This window comes from Aquibacillus koreensis (assembly GCF_025154055.1).
Classification (GTDB): domain Bacteria; phylum Bacillota; class Bacilli; order Bacillales; family Amphibacillaceae; genus Aquibacillus_C; species Aquibacillus_C koreensis.
In genome coordinates, this window is record NZ_JAOALK010000057.1 from 40,292 (window position 1) to 59,334 (window position 19,043).

At 35.8% G+C, this 19,043-nt stretch carries 19 protein-coding genes; 8 read left to right on the forward strand and 11 right to left on the reverse strand.

Annotation, left to right across the window (positions count from 1 at the left end; translation table 11 throughout):
* A complete protein-coding gene (locus NYQ66_RS18385) occupies positions 1–1,236 on the reverse strand; it encodes an MBL fold metallo-hydrolase (RefSeq protein ID WP_259871604.1) in 1,236 nt (411 codons plus the stop codon).
* 608 nt (positions 1,237–1,844) lie between these two features.
* On the opposite strand from NYQ66_RS18385, the gene NYQ66_RS18390 reads away from it, so the two are divergent.
* Positions 1,845–2,246: a hypothetical protein gene (locus tag NYQ66_RS18390; protein WP_259871606.1), complete on the forward strand. Its 402-nt coding sequence runs from the start codon at positions 1,845–1,847 to the stop codon at positions 2,244–2,246.
* A gap of 125 nt (positions 2,247–2,371) precedes the next feature.
* On the forward strand, positions 2,372–4,609 hold the full coding sequence (locus tag NYQ66_RS18395) for a UvrD-helicase domain-containing protein (protein WP_259871608.1): 2,238 nt from the start codon (positions 2,372–2,374) through the stop codon (positions 4,607–4,609).
* A 27-nt stretch (positions 4,610–4,636) separates the two neighbouring features.
* On the opposite strand, the gene NYQ66_RS18400 is transcribed toward NYQ66_RS18395, so the two are convergent.
* A complete protein-coding gene (locus NYQ66_RS18400; RefSeq protein WP_259871609.1) occupies positions 4,637–5,209 on the reverse strand; it encodes a hypothetical protein in 573 nt (190 codons plus the stop codon).
* Between the two features lie 342 nt (positions 5,210–5,551).
* Here NYQ66_RS18400 and NYQ66_RS18405 point away from each other — a divergent pair, with 342 nt between their 5' ends.
* Entirely contained in the window at positions 5,552–5,983 is a 432-nt protein-coding gene (locus NYQ66_RS18405; protein WP_259871610.1) for a hypothetical protein, read from the forward strand.
* A 227-nt stretch (positions 5,984–6,210) separates the two neighbouring features.
* Here the strand turns inward: NYQ66_RS18405 and NYQ66_RS18410 are convergent, their stop codons facing one another.
* A complete protein-coding gene (locus tag NYQ66_RS18410) occupies positions 6,211–6,630 on the reverse strand; it encodes a DUF4395 domain-containing protein (protein ID WP_259871611.1) in 420 nt (139 codons plus the stop codon).
* Between the two features lie 159 nt (positions 6,631–6,789).
* Between NYQ66_RS18410 and NYQ66_RS18415 the strand changes: the two genes are divergently transcribed.
* Positions 6,790–8,187 (forward strand): NAD-dependent malic enzyme, encoded by a 1,398-nt coding sequence (locus NYQ66_RS18415; RefSeq protein WP_407652115.1) that lies wholly within the window; start codon positions 6,790–6,792, stop codon positions 8,185–8,187.
* 79 nt (positions 8,188–8,266) lie between these two features.
* Here the strand turns inward: NYQ66_RS18415 and rlmN are convergent, their stop codons facing one another.
* From rlmN to NYQ66_RS18430, 3 genes are all read right to left on the reverse strand, one after another.
* Positions 8,267–9,328 carry a 23S rRNA (adenine(2503)-C(2))-methyltransferase RlmN gene (rlmN, locus tag NYQ66_RS18420; protein ID WP_259871613.1) on the reverse strand — a complete coding sequence of 354 codons (1,062 nt, stop codon included), beginning with the start codon at positions 9,326–9,328 and terminating at the stop codon, positions 8,267–8,269.
* A 176-nt stretch (positions 9,329–9,504) separates the two neighbouring features.
* The gene (locus tag NYQ66_RS18425) at positions 9,505–9,993 is read right to left on the reverse strand and encodes a hypothetical protein (RefSeq protein WP_259871614.1); all 489 of its coding nucleotides are present in this window, start codon (positions 9,991–9,993) and stop codon (positions 9,505–9,507) included.
* Complete coding sequence (locus tag NYQ66_RS18430) at positions 9,990–10,319, reverse strand: hypothetical protein (protein WP_259871615.1); 330 nt, start codon at positions 10,317–10,319, stop codon at positions 9,990–9,992. The genes NYQ66_RS18425 and NYQ66_RS18430 overlap by 4 nt, the downstream gene beginning before the upstream one ends.
* 449 nt (positions 10,320–10,768) lie before the next feature.
* Between NYQ66_RS18430 and NYQ66_RS18435 the strand changes: the two genes are divergently transcribed.
* Positions 10,769–10,969 carry a cold-shock protein gene (locus tag NYQ66_RS18435; RefSeq protein WP_259871617.1) on the forward strand — a complete coding sequence of 67 codons (201 nt, stop codon included), beginning with the start codon at positions 10,769–10,771 and terminating at the stop codon, positions 10,967–10,969.
* An 84-nt stretch (positions 10,970–11,053) separates the two neighbouring features.
* Here the strand turns inward: NYQ66_RS18435 and NYQ66_RS18440 are convergent, their stop codons facing one another.
* From NYQ66_RS18440 to NYQ66_RS18455, 4 genes are all read right to left on the reverse strand, one after another.
* Complete coding sequence (locus tag NYQ66_RS18440; protein WP_259871618.1) at positions 11,054–11,248, reverse strand: YwbE family protein; 195 nt, start codon at positions 11,246–11,248, stop codon at positions 11,054–11,056.
* 12 nt (positions 11,249–11,260) lie between these two features.
* Positions 11,261–12,322, reverse strand: a complete 1,062-nt coding sequence (locus tag NYQ66_RS18445) for a C45 family autoproteolytic acyltransferase/hydolase (RefSeq protein WP_259871619.1) — start codon at positions 12,320–12,322, stop codon at positions 11,261–11,263.
* A 366-nt stretch (positions 12,323–12,688) separates the two neighbouring features.
* A complete protein-coding gene (locus tag NYQ66_RS18450; RefSeq protein WP_311202033.1) occupies positions 12,689–13,444 on the reverse strand; it encodes a sulfite exporter TauE/SafE family protein in 756 nt (251 codons plus the stop codon).
* Between the two features lie 119 nt (positions 13,445–13,563).
* Complete coding sequence (locus tag NYQ66_RS18455) at positions 13,564–14,019, reverse strand: DUF5683 domain-containing protein (RefSeq protein ID WP_259871621.1); 456 nt, start codon at positions 14,017–14,019, stop codon at positions 13,564–13,566.
* A 230-nt stretch (positions 14,020–14,249) separates the two neighbouring features.
* Between NYQ66_RS18455 and NYQ66_RS18460 the strand changes: the two genes are divergently transcribed.
* From NYQ66_RS18460 to lipA, 3 genes are all read left to right on the forward strand, one after another.
* Positions 14,250–15,740: an MDR family MFS transporter gene (locus NYQ66_RS18460; RefSeq protein ID WP_259871622.1), complete on the forward strand. Its 1,491-nt coding sequence runs from the start codon at positions 14,250–14,252 to the stop codon at positions 15,738–15,740.
* 213 nt (positions 15,741–15,953) lie between these two features.
* A complete protein-coding gene (locus NYQ66_RS18465) occupies positions 15,954–16,772 on the forward strand; it encodes a lipoate--protein ligase family protein (protein WP_272479982.1) in 819 nt (272 codons plus the stop codon).
* Positions 16,773–16,785: 13 nt separating this feature from the next.
* Positions 16,786–17,733 carry a lipoyl synthase gene (gene lipA, locus NYQ66_RS18470; protein WP_259871624.1) on the forward strand — a complete coding sequence of 316 codons (948 nt, stop codon included), beginning with the start codon at positions 16,786–16,788 and terminating at the stop codon, positions 17,731–17,733.
* Between the two features lie 62 nt (positions 17,734–17,795).
* Here lipA and NYQ66_RS18475 read toward each other — a convergent pair.
* Positions 17,796–18,958 (reverse strand): IS3 family transposase gene (locus NYQ66_RS18475; protein ID WP_259867866.1). Its coding sequence is split into 2 segments (ribosomal slippage): positions 17,796–18,676 and positions 18,676–18,958, totalling 1,164 coding nucleotides; the frame shifts between segments, so codons are not numbered across the junction.
* Between the last annotated feature and the right edge of the window lie 85 nt (positions 18,959–19,043).

Here is a 19,043-nt window from a genome sequence, read left to right on the forward strand (position 1 = left end):
TCACCCTCCTATACAGGCAATCCCTTCAGTTTTAATATCTGCAATACGTGCTGGGCCAATCCCATTTATTTTTGTTAAATTATCCACCGATTGATAAGGTCTTTGTTTTACTAAATCTTTTGCGCGTTCCGGACCTATATGAATAATGGATTCCAATTCATCGATAGGAGCTGTATTAATATTTACACACGCAGTTGATGACTGTTCGCTGTCTTTGTCATTAGTAGCCTCTTGTTTTTGTTCCTTTTTTTCATCAGATGGAGTTATCTTACCTTCTTGTTTTGTAACAATGCTATAGTCTTTCCCATCCGTTGTCACAACGATTGTTCCATGAACATCCGTGCCATAAAGCTTAGCACCGTAATTTTCCACCCTATTCACAACAGTATAATGTGGATGTCCATAAGCATTTCCATTACCTGCACTATAGATAACTACCTCTGGAGAAACTGCCTGTAGAAAAGCTTCACTCGTTGAAGTATCCGATCCATGATGTCCTAACTGCAAGATAGTAGCGTCAACATCTGAACCATTAATCATTTCCGTTTCTTGGTCTACTTCGGCATCACCGGTAAATACAAAAGTAACCTCTCCATAAGTTAGTTTCATAGAGATGGACTCCTGATTGGCATTTCCTGAAATTTTATAAGGATATAGGATTTCAATTTGCAAAGATCCAACATCATATATATCCCCGGCTCTTGGTTCATCATAATCGACACCTGAGACTTCAATTTCATCCATTAATCGCTGAAACGTTTCAGACGTACTTGTGTTGCCAGAAAGCCATACTTCACCTACCTCAAAGTTTTGGATCACTTTATCCAATTGTCCAATGTGATCGGCATCAGGGTGTGTCCCTATGGCAATATCTATTTCTGTAATATCCAGCCCTTGTAAGTATGTCACCACATCGGTACTATCCCAATCCCCTGCATCGATTAAGATAGTATAGGATTCAAATTGAAGCAATGTTGCATCTGCTTGTCCAACATCTATATAATGTACTTCTAATTGTGTCTGCGGTATAACGACCTCCGCTTCCTTACTGTCTTTCTCTATTACTTCCTCAACCTTTTCTACTTCTTCTGGTATGTCAGCGTTATTTTCATCTTCCTCATTTATTTCTACCTTTTCTTGGTCTTGAACTAAATTATCATCACCTGAGTCTGTTGATCCACAACCACTAACAACAAAAATTAGTAACGTAATTATGAATAAAATATTTCTCTTCAAATTACTCCCCCCTAATAATCGAATTTTAACACAAATAAATATGTCAAAAACCAAATTTTAGAGATATTAGCGATGAATTATTATTTAGAATGTTAATATTGACGACCTATCCATAGAGTGTGAATACATGCAAGCGGCTGTGAGGGACCTTATTTTTCTGTTTTAAGCTAATTTTGAATCTGAGCGGCTATACAGTACGCTATTCCAACAAAATGCCAGCGATATCATTGAAATCAGGACAAATAAGGGCTCTGGTAGCCGTTAAAATCATAAAATCTTTAATTTTAAGCTCATAGCCGCCAAAATCTCCTTCGATTTCTGAGCGGCTGTGGGGGACCTTATTTTCCTGTTTCAGGCCAAATTTGAATCTGAGCGGCTACACAGTACGCTATTCCAACAAATTGCTAACGAAATTATTAGAACCAAGGCAAATAAGGGCTCTGATAGCCGTCAAAATCATCCATTAAATTCTTAGCACAGGTGAAGTTCGACGCATTCTCCATCCACTGCGAAGCAACAAAGTTATAAAAGTGCTTTTATGAGAAACAACTTGCATAAACCAGGTATATTTTGACAAGCTAAGCAATAAATGAAAGGAGCTGAAATGCGTGAGAAAAACATCATTATTCATCGCACCTTTATTTATCGTAATTTTGTTCATGTTAGTAGGTTTTACACAGGTACAAGACCATCAAACAGCTTATGAGCAAGAAAACCAGGTGCAAATAAAAAATGAGATTGCAACCATACATACTACCTTAGTTATGTTGAAGGAAACCGTCAAAAACGATAAAAATGATTTCAAAAAAATAAATCTTTTAGGAAATACCCTGTCCATGCAATGGAACAAAATCGATTCAGCTTTATACCAAAACAATCCCACAGCGCATGTACAGATCTATCAGGCCTTGTATCCGATTATTACACTTGCCAAAGAGGATACACCTTATATACAAAAACTAAGAGAATTAATTGATCCGGCCCTTCATACCTTGAATCACTATAGATAACCGTAAGAAGGTTGGCAGAGCAGATTTCCAACCTAACATTTATATCCATTTCACGTTTGCCATTGTCACCTGCAGGTTATTCTATTAAAATGAAAGCTTACGAATAGAAACTGCAGGTGAATTTTATGATAAAGGTACAGAATTTCTCCAATACTCCAGAAGGTACTAAATTAAAAGACATTCCAAACGCTAGGCTTGCAGATCATAAAACAAGTGTAGAACTTGTTGCGGATGTGGAAGAAGATGCTTCCTACTTCCGTGCACTAGAAGCCGATAACATTAAATTAAACAAACCTCAGATTGAAGCAGTCAGACATGTAGACGGTCCTGCATTAGTGCTAGCAGGAGCTGGTAGTGGAAAAACAAGAGTTCTAACAACACGTACAGGATACTTAATAAGTAGGAAAAACATAAATCCCAAGTCAATCATGCTCGTTACTTTTACAAAAAAAGCAGCAGATGAAATGAAATCGCGAATGCATCAATTACCCGGCTTATCTATGCATATGATCAACCAGATCACGATTGGAACTTTTCATTCGATCTTTTTTAGGTTACTGAGAAGTAAAGGGTATGCGCAACAAGTATTAAGCAGTGAAAAACGCAAGCAACTTGCGATCAAACTAATATTAAAAGAGAAGAAGTTACAAGATACATACGAGCCCGAAACGTTACTGGCGCTTCTTTCCTCACATAAAACAAATATTCTTTCTGTGAACGACTTGCCCGCATCATCAACAGTAGAAAAAGAGATAAAAGAGATATTAATCCGTTATGAACAATGGAAAGAACAAAACCACTATATAGATTTTGATGATATGCTCATGGAGAGCTTACAATTACTAAGACAAGACAACAAGCTTTTAGTAGCAATGCAAAGAAGATTTAATTATATTTTGTGTGATGAATGGCAAGATACGAACCCAATTCAATTCGAACTAATCAAATTAATTGCAAAACCAAACAATAACCTATTTGTCGTTGGGGATGATGATCAAACCATTTATAGTTTTAATGGGGCAGACCGTTCCATTATCTTAAACTTTGAGAACCTATATCCAAATGCCAAAAAAATGACCTTAGATATAAATTATCGGTCCACTACTTCTATACTTGGTTTAGGAAATGAAGTAATTAAATATAATCAACACCGTCATCCCAAAACATTACAATCAACAAAATCAAGTGATCTAAATCCTTTATATTTGCGTCCGAATACCACTGATGAAGAAGCAGAAGCAATTATAATGAAAATAAAAGAAGATATACAATCCGGTAAAAGGGATTATCGTGATTTTGTCATTTTACACCGAACTAACAGTAGCTCTCGTGCGATCTTTGATCAATTAGTCCTTCAGGGTATTCCCTTTCTATCCTATTCCAAGGGGGAAACTTTTTACGAACAGCCAATTGTACAGCCTATTATCGATTATTTAAGACTGTCACTTGAGCCTAATAACCTAGACGCTATTTCAAGCATTCTACCGTCCTGTTTTCTGAATCGAGATAAGGCAATGTATCATCTTGAAGCAGAACAAGTCATAAATCCTGACTCGAATCCACTTAAGCATTTAAGATCTCTAAGAGGACTCAAACCTTTTCAAACAAAACAAATAGAAGAGCGAGTAGCATTAATTAAAACACTTAAAGATATAAAACCAATTCAGGCAATCAAGTTAATTAGAAAATTTTATGATAACTATTTGGAAACAAACGAACGGAAAAATGTAACGCTTCACAAAGAAATTTTATTAGAAACGTTGTCTGAAGTTGAAGCATCTGCACAAAAGTACGATAAAGTAGTTGATTTCATTACCTTTGTGGATGATGTTATTGGCAAGAATAAAGAGATGGAGACTATTAGAAGAACACCAAATGCAAACGCAGTTTCTCTAATGACCATTCATCGGTCAAAAGGCTTAGAATTTCCCGTAGTCTTTCTATCGGGAGCAACGGAAGGTATTCTCCCCCACAGTTCAGCTCTGGAGGCGAGTGATCGGAAAGACTTGATTTCCGAAAAAAAAGGAGCACAAAAGATACAGGCTGCATTGGAGGAAGAGCGTCGTTTAGCATATGTAGCAATTACCAGAGCAGAACAAGAATTATATATCAGCTCTCCTGCTTATTACAGAGGTGAAAAAGTAGCAATTTCCCGCTTTATAACAGACCCTTTCACACCTGAAGCGGAACAACAGAAAGATCAAACAAAAGCAAAAGGAACGGCTGAGGTACTTGTTTGGGATTGTACAAGCCCAACATGCAAATGCTGGATGAGAATCACAACAGCCCAAGAAGCCGATCAAGAACAACGCGAATGCCCAATGTGTAAAGAGGAAATGGTGCAAGCGACTAAAAATGTTTGAAAAGTGAGCTTAGGATTTCCTCTAAGCTCACTTTTCTTCTACCTTAAAATCAATCGTTGCAGTTATTTCATATTTACGTTTGCCATCACTAGTTTCTACATAAAAATCAGCAAATCCATCCATTACATAGTATCCTTTTGGAAAATGGTTGCTCATAATTTTTTTAACAAAAGCTTCATAGTTAGCATCCTCTTTAGAGCCATAGCCTCCGCTCCCCTTGTATTGCTCTCGTATAGGTTTGTTTTTGACTAATGTAGTATTTAAGAGTGGCTCTTCCATTCCATAACCAATTTGATAGCCTCTAGTTTTTTCTTCTAAAGGAAAATGAAATGGTGATGCAGCGTGATAAATGGTAATTTGATCGTTACTACCGATATATTCTAACTCAGCATAGATACTTACGGAACTACCTTCTTTATATTCTTCTTGGTCTGTTACAAGTCGGTAAACAAAATCCCCTTCCGAGACCTCCTCTAGAGGTGTTTGTACATCATGGCTACTGATTGAATCTGCAGAGTCCTTAACATTTTTCGAAGAGGGTCCACAGCCCACAACAAACAAAATCATAACAAAGTACAAGAATAAACAAATATATTTCATGTCTTAGACCTCCTCTTTATCGGACGTCTCAAATTAAAAAAAGTTACAAGTATAATTAGGTTATGTTAAATCAACAGATATCTTTCGGAAGCAGCACTGTATCTGTTGATTTTTTCTTTTAATCAACAGGTATTCCTCAAACGCTTATCTATATCTGTTGTTTTATCCTTTTTATCAACAGATATCTCTCATTAGCCTACCTTTATTTGTTGATTCCCCTACCTAAATCAACAAATTTCCTTCAAACACACCAATCTTCTTTTTGTTTCCTAATTCATTGCATAATAATAAAAACTTGGATGAAAATAGAGGTGAATAACATAAAAAGGAGCGTGGTATTGAATGAAAAAATGGATTGCAATAAGCCTACTTATTTTTACATTAGTTCTATCCGGGTTCAGTCCAGTAACTAATAGCGAGGCGCAGTCGGATGCAACTCCTTTACACAAGCAAATGGAGAAGAAAACAGATCTCTCCAAAGGGATCGCCATTGTCTTAGCAACCATCGATGAACTTAAAAGCCTCGTTGAACAAAATCCAGACAACGCAAGAAAAATAAATACTTTCGGTAAAGTTCTAGATGAGAACTGGGATCTTATTGAAAAGAAAGTAGAAAAAAAGTATCCTGAAGACTATAAAGATATTGAGGAAAGCTTGTATCCATTAATCGGAGAGGCTCAAAAGGATAAACCTAACATAGAAGAGCTAAACAAGCTTATAAAGGATACGTATAAAAAATTAGAAGCATTTAGAGCAAAAGTGGCTGGACAATAGTATTGTTAAGAGCTTGAGAATTACTCAGGCTTTTTATTTTTTTTTCAATCTATTGGCTTACCCTTTTGACTCATAGAAAAACGAATAGGTTACTAACCTATCCGTTCCTATAACAAATTATATTTTCTAAGGACAGAATTGCTTCATTTGTACATTATTTATTATACTAAACATAAGATGAACTATGACTGGTTTGTCATAACACCTGCACTCCACTTATATTACATTTACAAGGAAACATGTGCTTTTGACCGTTTGTATCTCCACATCATGAACCGATATCGTATCGTACAACCAATACAAAATCCTAACAAGGCAACTCCAGCAGCGACCATAACCATGACACTACTTACATACCCAATAATAATCCAACCGAGATAGAAAGAAACGATGGATACACCCAAACAAATTGTTGCAATCCATTGATTAAAAAGTTGTTGATTTTTATCTTCTTGTTTGTATAACGATAATGGTTTCTTTAATACTCTTTTCCCCAACATCATAAGTGGATTTTGCTTTGTAATTAACATGTACACTCCAATCATAAAGGGTATGAGAAGAATGACTTTATAAAAAAGTAGCCCTAATACTACTGTAATCACGATAAAAGCTTGATTAAACTGGACAAGCGGTTTTGGAATCGTCATCATTAATCCTCCTTAGATTAAATCTTATTATACGGAGTATTTTACTCGGAATAAAGTTTTTTGCAAGCAGTTTGCATGCAATTAATACAAGTGTCAAAACTAAATATTCTTCTATGATCAAGCTATCTAGATACTATATAGGAAGAAAGGATGTTCCATATGGCTCGTTCTAATATGCATATTATTTTGAGACTAGAAATTACGAAGAAACACGTTACTTTTGGTGAAATTGCTACAACAATAAGTAAGTCAGATGGAGATCTCGTAGCAATTGACGTGATTAAGGAAAGCCCAGATTTATCAGTCAGGGACGTTACAGTTCGTGTAAACAATGAAAACCATCAAAAACAAATTATCGATAAGGTAAATACCTTAACAGGCGTTAACATTAGGCACGTGTCAGATCGAACTTTCTTAGTCCACTTAGGTGGTAAAATCGAAGTTAAATCAAAATTATCTATTGATAATCGCGAACAATTATCCCAAGTATATACACCAGAAGTTGCTCGTGTATCAAAAGCAATTGATGAAGATCCTATGTTAGCCTATAATTTGACGATTAAGAAAAATACTGTAGCAGTTATCTCCGACGGAACAGCCGTACTAGGACTAGGTAAAATCAAACCCGAAGCAGCCATGCCAGTCATGGAAGGTAAAGCAATGTTATTTAAGCAATTTGCAAATGTCGATGCCTTCCCTTTGTGTTTGAACGCTAACAGTACAGAAGAAATAATCCAAACAATAAAATCCTTAAGTCCAACATTTGGAGGTATAAATTTAGAGGATATCGCATCTCCCCAATGCTTTGAAATAGAACAGAGATTAAAAGAGGAGTTAGATATCCCTGTATTCCACGACGATCAGCATGGCACAGCTATTGTTGTTCTTGCTGGTATCTTTAACGCCCTTAAACTTGTAGAGAAAGAACTAGAGGATTTGAAAATAGTGGTTTGCGGCATAGGTGCAGCTGGAATTGCGATTACCAAAATGCTTCTAAACGCTGGAGTTAAAAATGTAGTTGGGGTCGATAAAGAAGGTGCTATTTCTAAAAAGGATACGTATGAAAACAAGATGTGGACGTGGTATGCAGAAAACACCAATCCACACAATGAACAAGGTTCTTTATCACAGGTGATTGAGGATGCAGATATTTTTATCGGTGTATCCGCGGCTGGTGTGTTAAAAGTTGATGATGTAAAGAAAATGGCTAAGGATCCTATCGTATTCGCGCTCGCTAATCCTAATCCTGAAATATCACCGGAAGAAGCAAGCCCCTATGTAAAAGTAATGGCAACCGGTAGATCCGATTATCCAAATCAAGTGAACAATGTGCTATGCTTTCCTGGTATTTTTAGAGGCGTACTAGATTGTAGAGCCACATCCATCAATGAAGAAATGAAGTTAGCAGCCTCAAAGGCAATTGCTTCTACTATTAGCCAAGATGAGCTAAACGTTGACTATATTATTCCCGGTGTATTTAATCGTGAAGTTGTACCAAAAATAAGAGAAGCAGTTATACAGGCTGCTTACGATACAGGCGTTGCACAAAAAGTGTAAACGTTAAAAAATCTTACCAAATAAAAATAGATGCGATCACATAAATGTGACGCATCTATTTTTGTTTCACAAGATGACGTTATGATTTAGCTTTAATTTGTTTACTTCTCAACTGCCCACAAGCAGCATCGATGTCTGAACCTTGCTCTACACGAACACCGCACTGGATTCCGTTGTTTAACAACGTTTCATAGAATTTTACGATCGATTCTTTTGTACTTCTTTGATATTGGTTATGCTCGTCAACCGGATTATAAGGAATTAAATTAACATAAGACAAATGACGCTTATCTTTCAAAAGTTGAACCAACTGAAGCGCTTCTTCTTTATGATCATTTACATCCCTTAATAGAATATACTCAAAGGTAATACGTCTGTTCGTTTTTTCTAAATAGTAGTCAACTGCTGGCATTAGTTTTTCTAACGGGAATGCTTTGTTAATTTTCATGATTTTCGTTCTCAATTCATTATTTGGTGCATGTAAAGATACTGCTAGATTGATCTGAATATCTTCATCTGCAAAATCATAAATCTTATGCGCCAAACCACTTGTTGATACAGTGATGTGTCTTGCACCAATCGATAACCCGTTTTGATCATTTACTACACGTAAAAAGTCCATCATGTTACTATAATTATCAAACGGTTCGCCAATCCCCATCACCACGATATGACTAACACGTTCATTTTTCCCTACTCGGTCCAAATGCTGTTGTACTTTCATAATCTGCTCTACAATTTCACCACCAGAAAGGTCACGATTTTTCGTTAATAACCCACTGGCACAAAACGTACAACCGATATTACAACCAACCTGTGTAGTCACACAAACTGACAATCCATAAGAGAATCGCATTAATACCGTCTCTATTAAATTCCCATCCTGAAGTTCAAATAAAAATTTAATGGTTCCGTCCGATGATTCCTGCTTAATCGCTTGTTTTAATGACTGTATATAAAAATGATTGTCTAATAATGCCAAACACTCTTTATTTAAGTTAGTCATTTCCTCGAAATCTGTTATACGTTTTTTATACAACCAATCCCAAACCTGTTGTGCCCTAAACTTTTTTTGTCCATGCTCAACTAGCCAAGAAGTTAATTGTTCAAAAGTTAATCCGTAAATGGATGTTTTACTCATTTTTTAAAACCTCATTTCAACACTGGCTTTTTTAGAAAAACGAGGCCTAGATTATCTTTGTTAATCACGTTTTTCTAAACTACCTATCTATACTACCTACATTATGCCAATGTATCAACCTTTTTATAATGGAAATTGTCTTCAACCTTTCCCATTTGTTGAATTACACTCCCTTTTTACCTTTTATCATAAAGCCTCTTTAGAAAATGATAAAAAATTAAGGTGATAGGCTGAATAATTAAATAAAAGCTAAAAGAGTACCATAAATGCCACCCTTTATACTGAAAAACTTCCATGAACACATGAAAACCTTCAAATAATGTCGCTAGAACCGTACATACAATAATATAAAGAACCGTCCGCAATCCTTTTATATTAAACTTGTCATAGACATAGATAAAAAAATAGGCAAAGGGACCGTAATAAATATATGTAAGTAAATCAAAAATTTCATACTTACCTGAATCCATCACATCGTATAAATCAACAATGCTTCCCGATATTAAATGATCAGATAACCTTGCTATTGTAGTTGCAAACAAAAATACCAAAACCGAAAAACTTAATGAAAAACGTTTCGGTAACCAACAAACTATAATGAATGAAGCAATTAATCCGATTAATATCACAATCTCATTATGATCGAAGTTTACTGGCAAAGTCATTTTGTTACAACTCCCTCGTCTATAAGGATTGCTTTAAACATGTAATGGATGATAATTGTTACCACCAGCATGGTGACATATCCTAACATGGATTGCCACAAACCCCAGTTCACATGTACAATGACATCTTGTATTAAAAGCAACCACTCCATTCCTAAACAAACCAAAATGGATAGACCAAAGATTAATAACCTTTTGATAAGAGAAGTACTGTTAAATAAATCGATAAAAAATAAAAACAAAACAGGCAAAAGGATTAATTCAAAACAAAGAAACATAATAGTAGGAACCATTTGCTTTTCAATATAGATTTGTTCTAAATTCACCGATATAACTGCAAAATAACTAGTAATAAAAAACTCTAAAAAAAGGATTAAAAATAAACGCTCTACTATATAAAGGGGTTTATGGACGATAAAGTATGTTATCACGCACAGTATTGACATAGTTATCCAAAAAAGTAATTCCATTAACATCACTTACCTATTCCTTTTATTATATTTTTCCTCTAGATCCTTTTGTAACTATATGAATAATGGCATAGTTAATTTATTAGTATATGCAAATTAAAATCTTCTTATACCTTATCTCCTTAAATAAATATTTATTTCGAATATGTTTGACTTTCATCGTCTTTTACTGTTATACTCATCTTAACTGTTCGAGTTCGACCAAACACTTCAAGTAACAACACGTGAAAGTTTTCGTTTTGGATGCAAGAGCAAGAATGGTAATACATGTGTGTGGAATATCCACACTAGGAGGAAATAGTAATATGTTACAAGGTACAGTAAAATGGTTTAACGCAGACAAAGGTTTTGGATTTATCGAAGTTGAAGGACAAGACGATGTATTCGTACACTTCTCAGCAATCCAAGGCGAAGGCTTTAAAACACTTGAAGAAGGTCAAAGCGTTTCTTTTGAAATCGAAGAAGGTAACCGTGGACCACAAGCTGCTAACGTTACTAAAAACTAATTGCAGTTTTACAAAAGCGAGCTCTTTATGAGCTCGCTTTTTTTATATAAATCAACGAATTCAATTCAGATTATTGCTAACATATTATTCAATGATTGCCTTTACTCTCCCTACTTGGCCATCTTCCAATCGCACTTTAATCCCATGTGGGTGATTAGGTGAATTCGTTAATATATCTTTTACAATTCCTCGCGTCATTTTTCCGCTTCTTTGGTCTTTCTTTAATACAATATCCACTACCAACCCTACTTGAATATCCTTGCGTTCTTTTCCATTCATTTTCAACACCCCCTATCTATACCAAGTAACATTCGATTCCATATGTACGAAAGGAATATCTGTATCGACTTGACCAATAATCTTTTCAACATCTAGATCTTCACCTTCGAGCCATGAGTTAAATTGGATTTTTGTCGGTTCCTGATCTCCTCCTAAAGCCATCCATGCCTCCATTTGTTTAGGAAAATATGCAGATGTATGAATTGTGCCAGCCCAATTCTGATACTCATCAGAAAAGACTCCTTTATCCCGATCATTCATCAGCCGAAAAGCATCATATCCATTTGAGAAGCGTTCTTTTCGCAAGTCAATAATTTCTTGCCTACGTTTTGAATCAACTAAGTAGTTTCTATTTTCATGGGTCATAATTTCAAAATGATTCGTACAAACATTAGATTGCCGCACTTCAGTTCCTCTTGGAGTTGCCTCCACAATATAGGTTTGTCCACTTTTATCAAAGACAGTATAACTAAAGGAATGTCGATGAGGTATCTCCTGTAACATCGAAACCGCTTCTTCAACATTGGCACAGCTTTCCAGTATGATCCGACCAATCATCGCACAAATGAATCCGTCCCCAGGTTTTTTTCGATGCATAAAGTTGTAACCTAACACTAATCCCTTTTCATTCATTCCATCTGGCCTACCTGTAATACGTTGACTAGGTCCAATCATAGCATATCCTTGATCTGTTGGTTGAAATAATATATATCTTCCCTCGTACGTTTTCGGATGATAATCATAATTCCGAATAAAATAATCATCTCCTGTAACAATCGAACAACCAGAGCGAACATATTCCAATCGATATCCTCCGAACTCTTGTAATACCTTTTCCATAGGCCATTCTAAGGCATCTCTAAGCCCAAGAAGTTCATCCCAAACACCAGGCGCAAAGGCTGTAATTGCTTGTTTCACCTCTTGTTCTTCTATTTCAAATCGTGGTTTTCTTACTCTCCATTGCTTTTCACGGTTCTGTAAAATATGCGAATCCTTTATCTCTAGTCCTTGATTATATCCAAAATTGTAATGGGTTCCACGAAATTGGACAATGTTGCTATGTACGCTTTTCATCCTATTACCTCTTTCTTTTATAATATTTCTTAAGATTAACGGAAAAAGCTTATTATAATCAATTATTTGATTCCTATCTCTTCACTACTTGTGTTAATTTTTCTTTAGAATTTTATCACAATAAGCGAAAGATAATACGATTTGATCAAGGGAACTTTATGACATCTTTTTATTGTAACGATTCCCTAACTGAAATTGATTTTCATTTTATTTGCAGTTTTTCAAGTTACTATTACACTAAAATTTATTATTATATTTATCAAAGACTTTTTTCCATTGGAATAAGTAGTAAAAAAATGGAGTTAGGATTAAACCTACTCCATTTTTCAACACTTATAAGCGGGTGGATTAATAGATTACTAGAAATTAAGCAATAAGTAACCGAAGCGCACCTACGGCCGCAAAAGTTAGGATAAGTATTTGAAATACTCTCTGAGGAATTAGTGGTATGATCTTTATACCAATAAATGCACCGATAATAACTGTTGGAAGTAAACTAAGATTAAATAAAAAGGAATCAGTCGTAATTAACCCTAGGTAAATATAAAAAGGAACTTTAATTAGATTAACAAATAAGAAAAACCATGCACCTGTGCCAATGAATTCTCGTTTAGGCAATCCTTTAACTAATAGATATATAGCCATTACACCACCAGCTGCATTACCAATCATCGTCGTGAATCCAGCTAATACGCCCATTAATCCTATAAACCAAATTGATCCTGGTAACCATTTATTAAACCTCTCACCTAATCGTTCACGAATTACATGTAAAAGGATTAATAGTAGAACTAAAGCCCCAATTACAGGTTTCAATTGTTCACTATCGATTTCATTCAATACATAAAATCCGAACATAATTCCGATTAGTACCCAAGGTATTAAGGATACGAGATACTTCCAAACAACGTTTCTTCGATAATAGATGACTGCAAATATGTCACCAATAATTAATAAAGGCAATAAAATGCCAACAGATTCTTTAGCGGGAAAAATAAACATTAAGATCGTTACAACAAGTATTCCTAAACTAGATACTCCTGTTTTTGTAAAGCCAATAAATATTGCGCACAAAATAACAACTAACCATTGGAGAATCGATAATTCAAACAGTAAGATCACCTCAGTAGAACATAGTAGTAATTCATCACGCAGTCGACATGTGAATCATTCCTATTATAGCGAAAACCCATACAAAAAAAGAAATGAAAAGCTTTTACAAACAACAAGGGAATGAATAATCATTCCCCATCAAACTTCCGCAATACCTTCTTTACTAATAAACCAAGGATAATTCCAGGAATAACAGAAATCATTGGCAACCATACTGGGCCAAGAAATACACCTAGTACGAAAACCTTTGATGAATACATCACACCAACTGTAACAGTATATGCACAAAAAACAAATGGTAAAAAAGAATAACTATTTTTAGCTCCACCTGCATCTTTATATGCATCCCATATTGCGAAAAAGTATAAACAAGGATAAAACATAAGCCACCCTAAATCAGCTTGTTGAAAAGCTAAATGTGTTTCACCTATAAAACTTAATCGGATAATTTCATTAAAATTCCCCTGTACATTGATAAGAAATTCTAAGGCTACAAGGATAATTCCTTTTATGTATTTTTTGTTGAGCAGTTGACCAAAACCAGGAAGGGCTATACTCCAGAATAAGACTTCTTTTGGGTTCACGATATTACCTTCTATCGATTTAATTATGTATTACTTAAAATACAATGTTATATATACTACAAAAAACTCGTTATCATATAAGTGGTCAGAAGAACATGTAAAGATAGTATTGTCCATTCTTTCTTAACTTATTAAGTTAAGAAGTAATTATTTTTCCTAATTTTATTGCAAAATGAAATAGTTACGTTAAAGTGAGGTGGAACGGATTATTTCGAAAGAAGGAAATACATATGACAAAAAGCAAAAAACCAAAACAAACACGCAGACCACTTGTTCTTGCTATATTAGTCATCTCGATGTTTATGGCAGCTATTGAAGGAACGATTGTCGCAACTGCAATGCCAAGTATTGTAGGGGATCTTGGGGGATTCTCGTTTTATAGTTGGGTTTTCTCTTCCTTTTTACTAATGCAAGCAGTCACTACACTTATTTATGGGAAACTATCTGACCTTTTTGGAAGAAAACCAATTTTTATAATCGGAGTTATTATTTTCTTAATTGGTTCCATATTATGTGGATTAGCTACCACAATGAGCATGCTTATTATATTTCGATTAATTCAAGGAATAGGTGCAGGAGCAATTCATCCCATGGTGACAACGATGGTTGGTGACATGTACTCCATCAAAGAACGGGCAAAAGTTCAAGGCTATCTCGCAAGTGTATGGGGAATCTCTTCTGTATTAGGCCCTTTAGCTGGAGGGTTTATCGTCCAATATGTAGATTGGGCGTGGATATTTTGGATGAACGTACCATTAGGCATTATAGGAATCATTGGTGTTATTTTATTTTTTCATGAGGATGTTACAAAAGAAAAGAAATCGATCGATTACCTTGGCTCTAGCTTATCGTTTATTGCAATCTCAGCGATCATCGTTGTTTTAGTTCAGGGAGGATCGGGATGGCCATGGACATCCATAGAAGTCATTCTATTACTTCTTGTTTTTATAATTTCTTCTATTCTTTTTGTGTGGCAGGAAAAGCGCGCAGTTGCTCCGATGATGCCACTGTTCTTATGGAAAAACAAATTAATTACTGTTGCGAACTTAGCAACACTAACTTCCGGCATGATCATTATCGGTATTTCAACCTTCCTACCTACTTATGTTCAAGCTGTAATGGGGTATTCTGCTATTATTGCAGGCTTTACCTTATCCACCATGTCGATCGGTTGGCCTATTGCTGCGACTACCGCTGGGCATCTCGTACTAAAGATTGGTTTTCGTCCAACGGCCATACTTGGTGGCTTAGCACTTCTTGCTGGAGGTATCTTATTTATGTTTTTAGGTCCTGATAAAGGCCCCATTTACGCTGGATTTAGCTCATTTATTGTAGGCGTTGGAATGGGATTGTCAAGTACAACATTTATAGTGTCTATCCAAAATAGTGTTGGTTGGAAAGAAAGAGGTGTTGCCACTTCCCTCAACATGTTTATGCGAATTATCGGTAGTGCCTTAGGTGCTGCAGTGCTCGGTGGTGTGCTAAATGCGCAAATGAAGGATAAATTAGCAACAACAACCGTTGCTCTTAGTGAAGATATAGATATTAGTAACACGGATGCATTGTTAGATGAAACTACCCGTAATCAATTATCATCAGAAGCAATCGAAGCATTACAATTCGCTTTAACAGATTCCCTTCATAATGTGTACATTGGTCTATTTTTTATTGCATTGATTACGTTTGGATTAACACTTTTCTTTCCAAAAGAAACGAAATAACGAATTTACACATAGGACACCCTATATGGTGTTCTTTTTTCATATCTTCTAACAATTAATACTTCTTTACAGCTATGATTCCTGATTGGTTGGACAGGATAAATTTATGTACAGCAACATAAGCTAAGCTCATACATTGACACCACATATTGGTAATTGCTACCATTAAACATAGTTAATCTATTCGAATTATTTCAGGAAAAGAGGAGCATAATGAGTGAAACATGGTATTTTTTAGATTCTGGTCACTGTACACCGGCTTATAACATGGCTATGGATGAAGCATTGCTCCAATGGCATAGCGAAGGTAGAATTCCACCTGTTATTCGATTTTATGGTTGGGAGCCAGCAGGACTTTCGGTTGGCTATTTCCAAAAAGTGAATGGAAAAATTGATCTAGAAGGTCTTCGCAAATATGGTATTGACCTTGTCAGAAGACAAACAGGTGGGCGTGCCGTCTTGCACGACCAGGAACTTACATACAGTGTAATTGTGTCAGAGCAACATGAAAGAATGCCACAGTCCGTAAAAGACGCTTATCAAGTAATTTCAAGGGGACTCTTAGAAGGATTTAAAGAACTACGTGTTGATGCAGCATTTGCAATTCCTGAGGGGAAACTGCAAACCACTGACTCAGCAGTCTGTTTCGAGGAGCCGTCATGGTATGAGTTAGTAGTAGAAGGAAAAAAGGCAGCTGGTAGTGCACAAACGCGTCAAAAAGGGGTCATTTTACAACATGGTTCTATCCCAATAGATGTCGATACCGTGAAATTATTTGATCTATTTTTGTATCCAAATGATCGTGTGAAAGAACGTGCAAAGCGAGCTTTTGGTGACAAAGCAGTTGCAATTAATGAAGTTTTAAATCAATCAATCTCGTTTGAAGATGTAAAGCAGGCTTTTAAAACAGGGTTTGAACGAGGTCTAGACATTAAGCTAGAGCCATTTATCCTCTCAGATCAACAACTACGAGAAGTGGAAGACCTTGCTAAAAATAAGTACCAAGGAAAAAGTTGGAATTATTCACGATAAAGGAGTGTCAATTTTGGCAAAAGAACAAGAACACTTACGTAAACCTGAGTGGTTAAAAATTAAAATTAACACAAACAAATCGTACAATCGCCTTAAAAACTTAATGCGTGACAAACGTTTAAACACGGTTTGTGAAGAAGCACGTTGTCCTAACATTCACGAATGTTGGAGTGAAAGGAAAACAGCGACTTTCATGATCCTTGGAGACACCTGTACACGTGGATGCCGCTTTTGCGCAGTTAAAACTGGTTTACCAAATGAATTAGATTGGAACGAACCAGAACGTGTTGCTGAATCAGTAGAAATAATGGGTTTAAAACATGTGGTCGTTACCTCCGTTGCACGTGACGATTTAAAAGATGGCGGTGCAGCAGTTTTTGCAGAGACTGTACGTCAAATACGCAAACGTGTTCCTGGATGTACCGTTGAAATCCTCCCTTCCGATATGAAAGGTGACTATGAAAGCCTACATACGTTAATGGATAGTAAACCTGATATATTCAACCACAATATTGAAACCGTTCGACGATTAACAAAAAGAGTGCGCGCAATCGCCATGTATGATCGTTCTCTTGAATTGCTTCGAAGAGTAAAGGAAATCTCACCTAACACCCCTACTAAGTCTAGCCTTATGGTGGGCTTAGGAGAAACAAAGGAAGAAATTATACAGGTGATGGACGACTTAAGAGAAAATAACGTAGATATTATGACGATCGGACAATACTTACAACCTACCAAGAAACACTTATATGTAGAACGCTATTATCATCCTGATGAGTTCGAAGAGTTGAGAAAAATTGCTTTTGAAAAAGGCTTTAAACATTGTGAGGCAGGACCACTCGTTCGTTCCTCTTATCATGCTGATGAACAGGTGAACAAATCTTCTGCACAACGAAGAATTAAATATATGCAAGGATATGAGCAATCTACTGGTGAATTACTAGATAAGACTAACTTTTAAGCTTAAAAGAGCCCCTTTCACCTATGTGAACTGACCTAGTAATATGAGACAAGAAAAAGCACCTATGCTGCCTTTGCCCTGAATTGAACAGGGGAAAGGCAGTTTAATTTTGAAAACGGTCGTATATAGTTGTAATAATACATGTAAGATTCGACTTTTTCTAGTACAATAGAGTTTGTAAGACGCGCCTTTTGGTGTGTGTAGAATTCTTCCGACTTTATGGTGGAGTGGAAGGATTCAATGACGGCATTATCAAAGCAATTGCCTTTGCGGGACATGCTTGTGATAATGCCTTTTTCTTCAGCTAACTCTTGAAAAGCATACGAAGTGTATTGCGATCCCTGGTCACTGTGAAGTATCAGTCCTTTCGTTTCTCGCCCATTACAAGCTGCTTTCAATGTTTCTAGCACTAGATCTACTTCTTGGTTATGACTAACTCGATAAGCAACAATTTCATTATTGTACAAATCCATGATGGATGATAAATACATCGTTGACTCTCCAAAATTCAAGTATGTTATATCTGTAACCCACTTTTGGTTAGGTCTATCTGCTTTAAAATTCTGTTCCAACAAATTTGGAACGATACATTTACTTTCACCAGCAATTTTTGATTTTCTTTTAGGTTTGACTCGACATTGGATGTTGTATTTTTGCATGATTCTTTGCACAGTTAACCTATTTACAGAAATATGATGATCCTCTTTTAATATTTTTTTAACCATTCTATGTCCAACTCTGTATTTTAGGGTTTTACAAATATCGATTATTTGTTGTTCTAGCTCAGTCGGTTCCCATGACTTTTGAAGCCAACGATAGTAAGTAGATCTAGGGACTCCAATACAATCACATATCATCGATACCGCATAAACTTCCTTTAATGACTCCACTAGCTCTATTACTACTTCTGGTACCAACTCCCTTCGATTTCCTGGTACTTTTTTAAGATTTCATTTTTAATTTTTAGATGCTTAACTTGCCGTTTTAATTGGTCTATTTCACTTAGCTCCTCAGGACCTTTCCCAAAGGAATATTGTTTACCAATGGGTTGCGACAGTCGGTGTTCCTCCCCATCACGAAACCATTTCATCCATCTTTTGATTTGACTAACGTTACGTATACCGCACTTCTCCATAATCTGTTTATTGGTATATTTTTTAGACAACTTCATTTCAATGACTTTCCTTTTAACCTCTTCAGAATAAACATTTTTATTTTCTCCCATGAGAAAAGCACCTCCAGTAGTCGTTTAATTTATATACGACTCAGGGGGTGCTTTTTCCTCTGTCTCATTTAGTTAGGTCACTCCA